The following is a 14,474-nucleotide window of genomic DNA, read 5'->3' on the forward strand; positions in this document are numbered from 1 at the left end:
TTTATCTGATGCGGTTCTTGTTTTCACTGGCCATCCATGGCCACATGAGCGGTACCGCGAAACGGATTGTCAGCCAAACGGCGATGAGCCCTGCAACAAGGCCACCAAAGGTCTTGGTGAAACTGTTGTCCAGCGAGGCATACGGCAAGAGAATTGCTAATGCTATACCGGTGCCGATGAGGGGGGACACGGATGTTCGCGCCACGAGCCACCGGTAGATGAACCCATAGAGGGCGCCCAGTGCCAGGGTCGTCGCCAACATACCGGCGATACCGAAGTCGATGTAGAACTCGCCGAGATAGCCGATGCTGATCGAGGTTCCGGGCTGGTCCCCGGCCCAGCCGCCCGTGAACTCATTGGTGCGATCAGTGTCGTTGATGACCGCCTTGTCAGGGAACAGAATGCGCGGCATCGCTGGGCGAACGAGGGCGTCGAGCAGGATCTCTCCTTCAGTGTGCGGTTTCGTTCGCGGCACCACATTGAGAACAATACCGAAGAACTCGACGTAAGATATTCGCCGGAACATCGAGTCGAAGCCCTCAGCGAGATCCTCCCCGGAGAGGGACATCGAGCGAGTGAAGAGTTCGCGCATCCGGGTCTCATAGTCGACCGTGACGACCTGTTCGGCTCGTCCTCCGGCAAGGAAGGCCCTGTAGTCACCCTTCACAGCGGACCACACCGCTCCAAAAATCACCAGGAGCACGGCCATCGCGCCGAGCGCGATCGAGTTTCTCAGGGACAGGCGCGGTGCGGTCCCCGCTACAGCTGCAATGGATGCGAGGAAGACAAACTTGAAATCCGAAAAGAAGCCGCCGAGCCCCTGTCCCAGTTCGATCAGGAACGCCGCGATAAAGTACCCCTTCGCCACGGGCGGGTCCATGAATGTCCGGTAGGCGAGAGCGAAGAAGAAGGCCCAGCGCAATTGGCTGATGCCGATGACGAGTTGTCCCAGTCCCGGCGCCACGGTCGTCACCACCTTGACAGCCAGCGCGATTACTAGCGCGATGACGTAGACGCGGAACCAGACGTTGACGGGCACGGCGACAGCCAGAGAACGCGCCCTCTGGCCCGCCTGCGAATGACGCGGGGATCCTGCGCCGAGCCGCATTCCGATGGCCATCGCGAGAACCCCTCCCAGACTCAGAAGCGTCGCGAGGGGTACGTTTGACGGCATTCGCGTATAGAATACGAGTGGCATGCCCAGCCAGTTGGACTGCAACACGGCGGTCGCCGCCCCGAGCCACGCGATCCCGAACACTATCAGGAGGACTGGCGCTTCGTCGGGACGCCACAGTAGCCACGCGCCGACCAGAAGAACGGCAATCGCCGTCGCCGCGAGGAGCGGATTGGCCGTGCCGATGCTGAAACCGATGCCCACAACGGCGATGGGAACGAACCCGGGCGGCCAACGCTTTCTGACCGGGGCAGCCTGCGTCGCTCGCGTGCCTGTCCTCTCGAACGGTGTCACGGGACCAGGAGCCTCTTCCTCGCGACGGCATGGCGGACGGCAGCCATGATGCCATCGGCGGCCGCGGCGGGCGAGAACCGTCGGGACATTTCCTCGACTTCAGCGCGCGTAGGACCCAGCGTGAGCGCTCCCTCGATGACCTCCGCCATTTTGGTGACGTTACCGACTGGGAAGACCCTGGCGGCCCCTCCGGGCACTGCGAGGTCCGCCGCGCATCCGCACGCGTCCGAGATCACTGACGGACGGCCACTGGCCATCGCCTCGTTGACGACGAGGCCCCAGGTCTCATGCTCGGAGGGCAGCACGAGGACGTCGGACGCGGCATAGACGGACGGCATGCGGGACTGGTTGCAGAATCCAAGGAGATCGATCGTGACGCCACCAGCTGCTGCCCGATCCCGCAGCGACTGCTCCTCGGCGCCAGCACCGGCGATGACAACGCGACAGTGGATCCCCTTTCGCTCAATGATGGCAGCGGCTTCCACCACGTCACGCGGCCTCTTGGCCGGATCGAGCTTTCCAGCGAACAGGATCACTAACTGGTCGTCCGCGATCCCAAGCCGAGCGCGCTCCTTACGCCGGGCATCGGGCGTCGCTTCCGTGCGGAACCGATCGACATCGACGCAATGAGGCGAGAAGAACATGTCCTCCGGCCTGCAGCCATAATTCAGATAATAGTCCCTGTTCCAGGACCCGGTGTACGCGAAGCCATCAAACGCCTTGAGCAGCAGCGGATAGACAAACGTTTTTGCCATCCGTTTGGCGGTGCCGCGCGGCGTGTGCAGATGGCTGTCCCCGCGGACGAGGACCGGCGTCCCCTGTTGCCGCGCGGCGAAGATCGTCTGCCAGTACGTCTTGAGGTTCCATCCCGTCACGAGAACCGCATCGAACTGCTTGCGCAAAACCTCGGCCACGTCCGGCGTGTCGCTCCCGGTGAAGCGCGAGGTAGATGGCACTCGAGAGACGTTGCGCAGGAACGTGTGCTCCAATCCTGCGAGGAGATCTACGTCCCAGTCGAAGGCTACCCCGAACCCGGCACCCGCCTGCTCCTGGGGCGTCGGCCGGTGGGCGAAGAACACGTGAAGGGGCGTGAGCTTCGACAACTCCCTGAAGAGCGGAGAATAATACTGGATGGGATGCGACGTCACGATCGCAAGCCTCGGCGTGTCGACTGGATCGCGCATCATTTCGCGATGGCTTCATCCAGACAGGCTGCCATGCGCCGGGCGACCGATCGTGCCGAGTAGGCATCGAAGCGGCCCCAGTGGACAGCGTCGGGGTCGTAGGGCGCTTGAACCATGCCCAGCAGGGCATCGGCGACCTCCCCTGCCGTCGGCAGCTTCTCCTCCTCGACAAGGACGACGCGTCCGGCGCCGCTCCCGTTCAGGACCTCGACCGCCGTGCTCGCGGGATGCAGGAAGGCCAGCACGGGACGCCGCGACTGCACGGCCTGATAGACCTTCGATGGGGAGTAGTGGGCCTCGGTGGATCCCACAATCAGCACGCCGGAGGAGTGGGTGAGGTTGGCGAGCACCTCGAAGTAGGACATGCGATCAGGATGTTCCGTGACGAGGTCCGCAACGCCGACACGCTGGGCGACGGGGAGCACGGCATATCCGCGGGGATCCTGAGGTGACGTTCCCGTCCCAATGAAATGGAGGCGGATCCGGTTGGCCTGTTCGGGCGACTGGTCGCGCAGGGCGTTCAGGCCCGCGAGAATCCGCTCCAGGACGGACCTCGCCTTCGGTAGCATGGCTCCCGCGTAGACGGCGTGGAAGAGACCGTCGCCGGGATCGAACTGCGATGGCCTGACCTTCGCGAAGTTCCGCGGGTCGAAATCGCGCGCCGAAAACCCGATCGGCATCGAATCCACGACCGCCTGCTCGGACAAGCGAGGATGTCGTTGCCGCAAGCCATCCAGATAGCCGGGGGCGACGGAGGTGATCAGGCGGGCGTGCCGGACAGCGAAAGGCTCCAGGCACTCGCCCAGCTTCATGGAGGCCCACGCCTTCGAAAGCGGCACCTCCGTCCCCGGCCAGCGATGGACCCAGGGATCCTGGTAGTCGATGCCGAACGGGAGCGGCTTCTCCCGGTGGAGGAGTTCCCCGAGGATTGCGGAAAAGAACGATGGGATGGTGATCAGGAGGAAATCCATCCGACCTTCCGCGCGCAGTCGACGCAGCGCGGCGAGGTGATACGGCAAGGAACGAACGCCGATGTCTCCCACGACACGAACCGGCCGCGTCGGCAGCGCCGGTGTCCTGACGATCTCCAGGTACGGGTCCACGAGGCCGGCAAGACCCGGGTCAAGAGCCTCCTCGTAGTGGCGGGGGTCCGTCGTCACGATGATGGGGCGCCAGCCGAACTCCTCGAGATGTTGGCTAAGAATCCTGGCGCGATGCACGCCCGCCAGATTGCTCGGCGGGAAATGCGGCGAGACGATCACGACGGTGCGACCGCCGTTCGCCGCGAATTCAACCGGTGTTCGGGACAGGTCGCTCAATAGGGACCTACAGGGTCGGAGATCAATGCGGTCGCCTTCCCCATGCCAACCACAGCAGGACCGATGGCCGCCCTCGCAAGATCGACCAATGCGCGGCTTTCGACCTCCCAATTATAGCGCGTCTGGCCGAGTGACCATGCCCGCCTTCGCGCGCTCTCCAGAGCGCCCGAAATTCCCAGCATTTCGTCGAACTTGGTGGCGAGAGAGGCTGGATCTTCCATGCGATAGAGGCAGTCGACAAGACCTGCATCGCGAGCGAACGCCGACTGGGCCGGCGTGTCGGACATCAGCGGTGGTAAACCTGCGACGAGAAAGGAGAAGAGCTTGTTGGACAGCGCCTTCAGGTTGTTCCGCGTATGGCCAGGTTCAGAGCAAAGGCCAATGTCGTAATCTGCCGCGAGGCCTTCCAGAGCGTGCGGTGGGGCTGGAGGCAAGAAATGCAGGTGGTGACCAACCCCCGAACTTTTTGCCAGTTCCAGCAAAGCAGCTGCGAAGCCCTCGGCCGGGCTGCCCCGCAGATAGAGGTGGGGTCTGACGCGGGACAAGGCTACAGCCCGCAATGCCGCCTCCAGCCCACGTGAGGGTCCGACGGTTTGGGACACCCAATAGACCGATGGTGCGGGACGCGCTGATCCATGATCCGTTGGCGAGATCGGACCCTGAGCAAGCGGAACCACATTTAGGATCACCGCTGGCTTCGCGATCCCGTACTCCTCCTTGTACGCGTCCGCGATCATCGGCGATGCGGCGGTGACGTAGGCTGCATGGCGCAAAAGGGCCCCCTCCACGTCCCTCAGCAGCGCCCGCTGCGCCTCGAAGGCGGGATCGTCCGGCCAGTCGCCCAGATGAAAATCCTCTGCGTCGTAAGCGAAGCGCGTTCCATGCAGGGCCGCAGCGGCGGCAACGGCCGGCAACGCGGCCGGATAATGGCCGATATAGAGATCGGCCCGCTGCCTCCTGGCCGCAGCGGCGAGTAGCCCGCTTGCGGGATGCAGCGCGGGAGACCGCAGCTGCGGCAACGGCGCGTGACGGTAGATTCGTGCGGCCAAAAGTTGCGGCAGGCGAAGAGCCCGCCATGCCAGCCTCGACCGAAGGTCGATCCGCTCGGATGTCCATCGAGCGCGCCTCAGCACGGCTTCGTCCCGCGCATCGACGAGGTCGAGCGTCCGGGTGGACACCACGCGGACGTCGAAGTCTTCCTCTGCGAGCGCGTCGGCCTCCTTGACCACGCGGGGATTGGAACCAAGCGCCCCCGGCGTCACGATGCAGATGGACGGCCGACGCACACTCATCGGCCAGGACTTGCGCCGAGGCGGCTGGCGATCGCCGCGCGAACATCACGCCGGTAATCCGACCATTGCCGCCGCGCGGCGGCAGCCAGGGCATGAGGCCGCATTTCGGCAAGCCACTCTCGCTGATCAAGGCAACGCATCAGCGCATCGGCGAGGGCTGCTGCGTCGCCGGGCGGGACGATGAGGCCGCAGGTATCATCGAGGAGATCGGCAGCCCCGGCCTGATCCGTCGTGATGACAGGCAGGCCATGCGCCAACGCTTCCGCCACTACCATGCCAAAGCCGTCGGACAGCGTGGGGAAGACGAGGACCTCAGCCTCGCCATACGCTTCGAACAGCACGCTCCTTGGCACTGAGCCATGGAAGACGATGTTTTCGAGGGCGCCTGCGATCTGGAGCCGGGCGTCTGGCACACGACCATAGACGTGGAGTTCGACGTGTCCAGCCGGGAGGCGGGTCCACGCTTCCAGCAGGTGGTTCGCTCCCTTGCCCGGCGTGAAGTTACCTGCCCAGAGAACACGAAGTCGGGTTGACTTGTCGCGCCTGATGTCGCGAACCGCAGCGAGAGGTGGCGGCGCAGCGAGGGGAACCGCCACGAACTTCGCCGGATCTGCACCCGCCGCAACGTGGGACCGCGTGGTGGTGGCCGAGTTCGTGAGGACGAGGTCCGCCAAGGCGATTTCCTCGCACCGGCGCGCATAGCGTTCTTCGAAGCGAGAAGCGAAATACTTATCCGCAGCGCTTGCGAGTTCCGGGTTCCGTCGCCTCTCCGCGCCGGCAATCGCTTCGAAAGCACGGCTGTCGAGTGAGGGTAGGTGCAGCACGGAGAACCGCCCGGCCCGTCGCGCTGCCTTGAGGGTCTCGAGGCCCGAGTACTCGAACACCTGGATGACGTCGGATTGCTCGACATGGCGACGTGCGACGTTCTGGTCGAAACGGCGGATCATGCGATCCCACGCGCGATCGACGAGGATCGGGCTTGCCCGCAAAACGGACGCAGCCGTGCGGATGATCTCCAACGCAGCGTCGGTGTGCACCTTGTCCACAGGGACGGCCGTGACGGCCCTGCGCCCGAGCTCGCGCCCCAGCCGTTTGGCAAGGGACCCGGGCAGCAGTCCGACGAGGCCAGCCGCCCTGCTGTCAGGCTTCCACGCGAAGGTGGTGACGAAGGCCTCCAGCCATCCTTCCTCGTGCATGGCCAGCGCCACCTGCTGCGCGTGGTCCATGGTGCCCGGGTAGGCGACGACGGATCTCATCAGGCCCGAGCCGAACTCGCGACGGCGTCGCCATTCAGCCGCGCGCCGATCAAGCGTCGGTAGATGGCTTCATAGGCATCCGTCACCGCCTCGGCGCTGTAGAGCCGCTCGACACGCGCCCGGACGTCGGACCGCGAAAGAGTGCCCAGAAGGCTCGCGCTGCGCACGAGGCCGTCGACGTCGTCCTCGACGAAGCCGGTCCGACCATGCTCGACCACCTCGGGCACTGCGCCGCGACGCAGCCCCAGCACGGGGGTTCCGCAAGCCATCGCCTCGATCATGACGATGCCAAAGGGCTCCTCCCAGAGGATCGGCATCAGGAAGGCCGCGGCATGCCCGAGGAGCTCGTCCTTCGCGGCATCGTCGACCGGCCCGACATAGGTCACACGGTCGCCGTCGATATGCGGCATCACGTGCTCCTCGACCCACCGTTCGTGGCCCGCCGGAATGTTTCCCGCGATCACCAGTCGGCGCCCGGTGCGGCGGGCGATCTCGATGGCCAGATGCGGTCCCTTGATCTCTTCGATCCGGCCGAGGAACACGAAGGGTGCATCGCCGGCGACGTTTGGCTGGAACCGGTACAGCAGCAGGAGAAGGCCGTTCGGCACCATGTGCCAGACGCCCCGAAGACACTTTGCGTCCTGCATGTGCCGACTGATGGCGGAGAACTCCAATGTGCCCCGCGAGAGGGTCGCCGCGAGACCCGTCGTGCGTGGGCTGATCTCGCGCTGGTACGTCATTAGCTTCGGGATCGGCAGCGGCAGGATCGGGCCGAGATACGCGATCCGCGAGAAGCTGTGCACCACGTCGAACCGGCCCGCCAGCACGTGCCGCGCGAGGAACGCCGCGTTCCGGACGGTATCAAGCCGGGAGCCGCTGTGCGCCCCCGGCCAAGATTTGAGTTCGCACGGGCATTGAGAGCCACGATGCGCGAACAGCGTGACGTGATGGCCTCTCTGGACGAGCTCGCGCGCCAGCATGTCGATGACGCGCTCGATGCCGCCGTAGTGGGTCGGCGGCACCGGAATTTCCGGATCGGCCGTCAATGCGATACGCAAGCGTCGTGATGTTTCGAAGTTCACTGAACCGTCCGGTAAAGGAAGGCCATTTCCTGAGCCACGTCGTTCATCGTCCTCACAGCCTGTGGTCGGGGGACGAGTTCACCCGTCGCATGACGCTGAGCGAGCTTGAGAAGTGCCTCCCGCCACGCCGGGACATCGCCGGCAGGTGCGAGAGTTCCCTCCCCGGCATCGGCAACGGACTCGGCGATCCCACCGATGTTCGATCCGAGGACATGCAGGCCCGCGCTCAAGGCTTCCTGCACCACGAGTGGGCCCGTCTCGAAGATGCGGGACGGGACCGCCAGCACATCGTACTGGGTCATGACCTGCGGCAATTCGCGATGGGCGACGGGCCCAGCCATCGTGATCCGGCAGTCGTCTTCAGCGAGGCGCCGTAGATCGGCTGCGTAATCCTTGTCCGCGTCCGAAGGCACTCCGTGGACAGTGAGGGACAGGGGGACTGTCGGGGGAAGATGGCGGATGGCCCGAAGGAGGACGTCGACACCTTTCTCGCGTGCGATGCGACCGACGTACAACACCCGCAACGAGGCCAAGGGATCCCGCTCTCGATCAGTGGGAGCCTCCCAATCCGGCGAGATTCCCTGCCGGCTCAGCACGATCATGTCGCGCCGGGCGCCATTGAGGACGAGCGCGTCGTACTGCCAGCGGCAGACCGCGACGACCCGGTCCGCGGCAGCAAGGATCCGACGCAACTCATTCGCCTTCCTTCGCACCAGTTCGCGCGCGGCCAGGGCCGTCATCGCCCGTCCGGGTATGTCGGACGCCCGCCTTGAAAGTCGTGCCGGCGCACGTGCGGCGAGCGCGGCAAGCGGCGCAGGAAGACCGCGTGCCGAGAGCCAGCAGGCGGCGCACCGGGTTTCGAGGATCTCTCCGTCGCATGGATCCCGACCGTCCCGCAGCATCGTGCCCCGCAGGCACGTCGTGCTGGGCAGGTGGAGCGTCATCACCGTCGGAAACCCCATGGAGCGGGCGGCCTCCAGATGAAGCAACCCGCAACCCCTGGTCATGGAATGCTGGTGATACACCGCGCCACGGTGGTCCCGCAGGAGGGCCTGGAACTCCTCGAATCCGGCATGGACGTCATCGCGACGGAACTCGCCGAACGAAGGCGAGCCTACCGCATAGGTCGCGACCGGGGTGCCGTCGTGCCGGTAGGCCGCCGGGGCATCGGGATGTCGTGGAACGAGGATCGAACTCTCCACGCCTGCCGTCCTCAGCGAACGGACGAGCCCGTCGACGTAGACTTCCGTCCCGCCCATGTCGAAGGGAGGGAACCACGCCGTAGACTGGACCACGCGCACGGATCGCAGGATCCCTAGACCCGGCCCAGCGCCGAGAGCGTGGCGCGGGTCAAGCTGATCCCAAACACCCGCGCCATCGGGCCGGCGATGGCGGCGAAGAGGGAGCCGCCCGCGGCCACCCGTCGCGCTTCTGCCACCGCCTCAAAGAACCGCTTGTCACCGGCACCGAGCAGCCCCCGCGCGGCGTTGTCGTAAATGCCGGCGAGTGCCGCCTCGCGCTCGTCATTCAAGGTGCCCCTCGCTCGCCAGAGGGCCTCGATCTGCTGGCCGTTGAGCAGGACGTCCCTCCAGAAGCGCGCCGGATTGCGGCGTGACAGCGAGTTTGGGACAATTCTGTAATGGGCGCCGACGTGATTGGACGGACTGAAGCGAGCGCCAGCAGCCGCCGCGTCGAAGAGGAATCGGGCATCCTGGATGACGGGCAAATCCTGGCGAAACCCTCCGATGGCCTCAACTAGCGAACGTCGGTAGAGAATGGCTGCTGTCGTGGCCCATGCGCCAGTGGCCGTCGCCAGTTCCGCATCGCGCCGCAGCGCTACCCAGTCGATGCTGCGCCGCGAGCCGACTGCGGGCAGACCGGCGTCATCCGTGCCCAGGTCCTCCCAGTCGCAAACCACGACGTCCGCCGACGCTGCGCTGTCCAGCCTCGCGGCGATGGTCCCCGGCATCAAAAGGTCGTCTGCATCGAGGAACAGGATCCATTCCGCCGATGTCTCGTCGATCCCGCGGTTCCGGGCGGCCGATACACCTCGGTTCGGTCCCGTCAAGGTTCGCACCCGCGGCGCGAAACGCTCGGCAATCGCGAAGCTTCCATCGCGCGAGCCGTCGTCCACGACGACGATCTCGGAGACGTGCTCTTGGGAGACGGTGCTCTCCAGGGTGGCCGCGAGCGTCTCCTGAGCGTCAAAGCAGGGGATGACGATGCAAACGGTGGATGGCGGACCGTCCACGGTCAACACTCCCGCCACTTCAACCAAGACGCCGCAGGGGCAGGATCACGTTGCCGAGCCCGAACGACTGTCGGGCCGGTTGCACCACGTCAGGCCAGTGGTGCATGTCGATATCGAACTCCACCACATCGTCGGCCTGCTCCATCTTGTGGGAGAACGGCTTCGTCAAGTCGACGCCCAAAGTATAGCGACCCACCACGAGCGTGCTGACGTCGAGTTCGAGGTTCACGACGGTTGTGCCCGGCTCTAGACGAACCGGCGTCTCGACGCTCATCCCACCGAGGGTGCCGTACGCAACCGGTGCCCCAAACTGGTCCCGGACCCTCAGGTCAATGTTGACATCGACGGATTGACCGGTGGCAAACGCCAGCATGGCGCTGACCACTCGACGCGGCGATGACCCGGGCGGCGTCTGTACGACCACTTCGACAGAGGCTTCGATCAGGCTCGGTCCCGTGCCCGCTCGAACGCCACGTCTGAAGGCCGCTCCTCCAGCAGAGGAGGCGTAGCGCAGCAGCGTTTCGTTGACGGCACCATCCGCGAGCTTCGCTCCCTGTTGCAGCAAAAGCCCCCGGTCACACAAGGCCTGCACGGCAGCGAGGTTGTGGCTCACGAAAAGGACCGTTCTACCGGAGCCCCCCACGTCCCGCATCTTCGACAAGCACTTCTTCTGAAAGTCAGCGTCTCCCACCGCAAGCACTTCGTCGACGACGAGGATCTCAGGCTCGAGATGCGCGGCGACGGCAAAGGCAAGACGGACATACATTCCGCTCGAGTACCGCTTCACCGGGGTGTCGAGAAATCTCTCGACGCCGGCAAAATCAACGATCTCGTCAAACTTGCGCCGGATCTCAGCACGGGTCATCCCGAGGATGGCGCCGTTCAGGTAAATGTTTTCCCGGCCTGTCAGCTCGGGATGGAAGCCTGTGCCCACTTCCAGCAAACTCGCAACGCGACCGCGGATCGTTACGCGCCCCGCCGTCGGCTCGGTGATTCGCGACAGTATCTTGAGGAGTGTCGACTTGCCCGCGCCGTTGCGGCCGATGATTCCTACGACGTCACCGCACCTGATCTCGAAGTCGACATCGCGCAGGGCCCAAAACTCCTCGATCTCGTCGCCGGCGATCGAGGGACGACCGGCGAGCAGGTCGCGGGCCGAGCGGGCGAGCCCCCTCGCCTGCCGCGCGATGACATCGCGCAGTGCCGTGTAGCGCTCCTTCCTCTCCTCATGGCCGATCAGGTACTTCTTGCCGAGGCCTTCGGCGCGGATGACGACGTCGGACATGGTCAGATCAAATCCGCGAAGGTCTTCTCGGTCTTCCGAAAGTACCAGATGCCGAGCGCTAGCAGGCCGCCAATGACGACCAGGCTCGCGGCGAAACCAGGCACGTAGAGCTGGCTTTGGCCGCCCAGAAGACACCAGCGGAAGCCGTCGATGACGCCGACCATCGGGTTGAGGCTATAGAGGAAGCGCCACTGATCGGGGATCGCCGCGCTGGAGAAGCCCACGGGTGACAGATAGAGCCCGAACTGGACGATGAAAGGGATGATAAAGCGAAAGTCGCGGTACTTGACGTTGAGCGCGGTCAGAAGCAGCGCCGGGCCGAGGCTCGCCAGCGCCGCCATCAGTATAAAGGCGGGAAGCAGCAGGACCCGGATGTCGGGGAGGAAGCGGTACCACGCCATCAGAACCGCGAGTATCGCGAGATTGATGACGAAATCGACGAGCGCGACGACGGCCGACGAACCGGGAATGATGATGCGCGGGAAGTAGACCTTACCAACGAGTTGAGCATTGCTCACCAGACTGCTTGACGCATCGCTAAGGATCGTGGCGAACAGGAACCAAGGCAGCATGCCGGCGAAGACGAGGAGGGCGTATGGCGCCGCGCCTTCGGTAGGCAGCTGCGCGACCTTGCCGAAGACCACCGTGAAGACGACCATCGTGAGGAACGGGCGCAGCACCGCCCACAGCACGCCGATGACGGTTTGCTTGTAGCGAACCGCCACGTCGCGCCAAGCCAGGATCGCGAAGAGTTCGCGGTAGTGCCACAGGTCGCGCCAGTAGTGGCGCTCGGCACGCCCCGCCTCGAGGATGAGGACGCGGTTCGCCGAACTGTCGGTCGCGGCGCCCAGATCGCCGTGAGCGTCGCCGCGGCCTATTGTTCGATCGCGATAAGTCAACGGGAGCACGTCTCCAATGATGATGATCCCATACAAATAAATCGTTCATACGAATACAAGAAGAACTCAAACTGATTGAGATTTCCTAATTTCCGCCTTATCGTAGATAAAACCATACTATCTCTATTTATACTAGGGGTTATTAAGATTGCATTCTCATCTTCATTATTGTAATCTATACTTATTTTTCATCTCTCTGCGTGTTTCTTTTGCCTTTTATTAGAAGAATCATCGATCTCATTTCATTACCACATAACGTATTTGCCAATTACTAATGGCGGAGCCCTCACCTTATGATTTTCAATGGCGAGTTCTTGATTCTCTTCCGAAGTACATCCAAACTAAGCGATGTAAATAGCCAATTGTAGAACGGAGCAACATAATCGAACTCACCTAGTCTGGAAGGAACAAGCTCGTAATCGCGAATGTAGAAGGCGTTCCAACCAGTCTCTTGAATAATTCGATAGGGCAACTGGGCCTCAGTTTCTGGACCGATAATTTCAATGATTACGCTTCCAATTCTGCCGGCAGCTGGCGCGAGCCCGCACCAAGCGGCAACGCCCGCACCTTCCACGTCAATTTTCACGCATGCATCGGTTATATTTTTCTCGTCAAGGTAGTGGGAAAGAGCGAGCGCATCGACTGTTATCTGATCTGTTTCGTGTTTATCCGCAAAATACGTAGTCAGAGATCCTGAGCTATCATCTGATATGTTTCGATAGAATACTTGACGCTCGGTCTTGTCACTAGCAGCGGCTTGTATCAGCTGGACGTCCAAACCGTTTCGCCTAATATTATCCGACAATCGTTGGAACAGTATTGGATCCGGTTCAAATGCGTGCACGAGGTTTGAACGGCCGCGACCGAGAACCTCCGCCGCGGCAAACGTGAACAACCCTTCGTTGGCACCGACGTCGACGAAGGCCGAACAACCTTGAGCGAGAACACGTGCGAGTGCCATCGTGCCCCGTTCTGCTAAGTTGTTCTCCGGCCTACCAAACAGGAGGTCCGTTTTTTCCGCTGGGATGAGCGCCCTGATGCTCAAGTCGTAGCCGAGATTCGTCTCGACCAAGCGCCCGGACCAGCGGCGACTGCGGGTCATTCTAGCGAGCGCTCGCTGGAATTCAGGTGTTTTAAACCTTGCCGGCGCAAGCGCGCATCTCTCAATTGCCCACATCGCGCCTGGCAGCGAGCCCAGCGTCTCGAGAGCGTTACGAGCAATGAACTTCAGCATGCTTTGCCTGATGATCTTAACTGAGCAACGCAGAGAAAAGCGAGAGAAGAGAACATTACCTTAGCCGATGCACTTCTATATATAGAATTCAACATTTGGAGTGTCTTCATTACAACCGCCCCTGAAGGATGCTGACGGCTTGTTCTCGAAAACTGTCAGCTCCGAAAAACCACCTAACCTTCGCAGATATGTCGCTCACGCGTTCTTGTCTCTCACCTTCGCCGCTGGGCAGGCGGAGGAGAATGTCGTTCAGCCTCAAGGCGAGTTCATTTCCGTGGCAAGTTTCACCCAATCGGCCCTCAGCGAGCGCGTCCACGGCGCCCGCCTCGGCGAGGCCGAGCGCCGGCGTGCCGCAGGCCATTGCCTCGAGGAACACGATGCCGAAGCCTTCACCGGTAGAGGGCAGCGCGAAGAGGTCCGCCGCGCGGTAGAAGTCTGCGAGGGCGTCGTCGGGAACAGCGCCCAAGAATAGAACCGCACCTGATACTCCAAGCGACGCGGCGAGGCTATCAAGCCTTGGGCGGTCATCCCCCTCCCCTGCGATCGCATAGACAAGGTCCGGATGGTGCTTCAGTAGGTCCGGCAATGACGCGATGATCGCGTCCTGCCCCTTGTAGCGCTCGCGGGCGTCGAGGCGTCCGACGCTCACGACGACGGGGCCATCGCCGAACCCGAAGCGGGCCCTTGCCGCGCCCCGGTCCCCCGGACGGTAGCGCCCATCGACCGTGTTCGGAAGCACTATCACGCGATTCGGTTCGATCGCCGCCCACGTCAGCAGGCGGGACCGGGTGTACCGGCTGACGCTGAGGATCCAGTCCGCCTGCTCGCAGGCGAAGCGGCGCAAGGCGCCCGGCGACGTCCATGCGTCGATGCCGTGCACCTGCAGGACGAACTTCGCGCCGGTGAGCCTCGCCAAGGCCCAGGCGAGCGGCGCCATGTAGAGATGCCCGCAGAACACCGTCGAGGGCCGGACCCGCACCGTGTCCATTGCAGCGCGGATCGCATAACCCAGACGACCTCGCGACGGGAACGTCTGACTGACGCCAGCCGGCAGCAGCTCCTGCTCACCGGCGGAACGCGGTAGAATATGAATGTCGGCCTGCTCCGCCCAGGCAGCGAGAAGATCCCGGTTGTAGCGGGCGATGCCCCCCTTGCCGCCGAAGGCTTCGGTCACCAGCGCGAGGATGCAGGGACGAGAGGCCAT

At 63.4% G+C, this 14,474-nt stretch carries 12 protein-coding genes; all 12 read right to left on the reverse strand.

Features of this window, described 5'->3' with window-relative positions; translation table 11 throughout:
- Position 1: 1 nt before the first annotated feature.
- The 12 genes from ACX9GQ_RS19280 to ACX9GQ_RS19335 all read right to left on the reverse strand — a co-directional run bounded on the left by ACX9GQ_RS19280 (position 2) and on the right by ACX9GQ_RS19335 (position 14,474).
- Positions 2 to 1,468 (reverse strand): hypothetical protein, encoded by a 1,467-nt coding sequence (locus tag ACX9GQ_RS19280; protein WP_459631212.1) that lies wholly within the window; start codon positions 1,466 to 1,468, stop codon positions 2 to 4.
- On the reverse strand, positions 1,465 to 2,655 hold the full coding sequence (locus ACX9GQ_RS19285; protein WP_459631213.1) for a glycosyltransferase family 4 protein: 1,191 nt from the start codon (positions 2,653 to 2,655) through the stop codon (positions 1,465 to 1,467). The genes ACX9GQ_RS19280 and ACX9GQ_RS19285 overlap by 4 nt, the downstream gene beginning before the upstream one ends.
- Positions 2,652 to 4,082: a glycosyltransferase family protein gene (locus ACX9GQ_RS19290; protein ID WP_459631214.1), complete on the reverse strand. Its 1,431-nt coding sequence runs from the start codon at positions 4,080 to 4,082 to the stop codon at positions 2,652 to 2,654. Before ACX9GQ_RS19290 ends, ACX9GQ_RS19285 begins: the two co-directional genes overlap by 4 nt.
- Positions 3,968 to 5,263 carry a glycosyltransferase gene (locus tag ACX9GQ_RS19295; protein WP_459631215.1) on the reverse strand — a complete coding sequence of 432 codons (1,296 nt, stop codon included), beginning with the start codon at positions 5,261 to 5,263 and terminating at the stop codon, positions 3,968 to 3,970. The genes ACX9GQ_RS19290 and ACX9GQ_RS19295 overlap by 115 nt, the downstream gene beginning before the upstream one ends.
- Positions 5,260 to 6,519 (reverse strand): glycosyltransferase, encoded by a 1,260-nt coding sequence (locus tag ACX9GQ_RS19300; RefSeq protein WP_459631216.1) that lies wholly within the window; start codon positions 6,517 to 6,519, stop codon positions 5,260 to 5,262. The genes ACX9GQ_RS19295 and ACX9GQ_RS19300 overlap by 4 nt, the downstream gene beginning before the upstream one ends.
- Positions 6,519 to 7,601 (reverse strand): glycosyltransferase, encoded by a 1,083-nt coding sequence (locus tag ACX9GQ_RS19305; protein WP_459631217.1) that lies wholly within the window; start codon positions 7,599 to 7,601, stop codon positions 6,519 to 6,521. The genes ACX9GQ_RS19300 and ACX9GQ_RS19305 overlap by 1 nt, the downstream gene beginning before the upstream one ends.
- Positions 7,598 to 8,860, reverse strand: a complete 1,263-nt coding sequence (locus tag ACX9GQ_RS19310) for a glycosyltransferase (RefSeq protein WP_459631340.1) — start codon at positions 8,858 to 8,860, stop codon at positions 7,598 to 7,600. The genes ACX9GQ_RS19305 and ACX9GQ_RS19310 overlap by 4 nt, the downstream gene beginning before the upstream one ends.
- A gap of 56 nt (positions 8,861 to 8,916) precedes the next feature.
- A complete protein-coding gene (locus tag ACX9GQ_RS19315) occupies positions 8,917 to 9,852 on the reverse strand; it encodes a glycosyltransferase family 2 protein (RefSeq protein ID WP_459631218.1) in 936 nt (311 codons plus the stop codon).
- Between the two features lie 19 nt (positions 9,853 to 9,871).
- A complete protein-coding gene (locus ACX9GQ_RS19320; protein WP_459631219.1) occupies positions 9,872 to 11,137 on the reverse strand; it encodes an ABC transporter ATP-binding protein in 1,266 nt (421 codons plus the stop codon).
- Positions 11,138 to 11,139: 2 nt separating this feature from the next.
- The gene (locus tag ACX9GQ_RS19325; protein WP_459631220.1) at positions 11,140 to 12,072 is read right to left on the reverse strand and encodes an ABC transporter permease; all 933 of its coding nucleotides are present in this window, start codon (positions 12,070 to 12,072) and stop codon (positions 11,140 to 11,142) included.
- A 250-nt stretch (positions 12,073 to 12,322) separates the two neighbouring features.
- Positions 12,323 to 13,270, reverse strand: a complete 948-nt coding sequence (locus tag ACX9GQ_RS19330; RefSeq protein WP_459631221.1) for an FkbM family methyltransferase — start codon at positions 13,268 to 13,270, stop codon at positions 12,323 to 12,325.
- A 109-nt stretch (positions 13,271 to 13,379) separates the two neighbouring features.
- A complete protein-coding gene (locus ACX9GQ_RS19335; protein WP_459631222.1) occupies positions 13,380 to 14,474 on the reverse strand; it encodes a glycosyltransferase family 4 protein in 1,095 nt (364 codons plus the stop codon).

This window comes from Alsobacter sp. R-9, assembly GCF_054612375.1.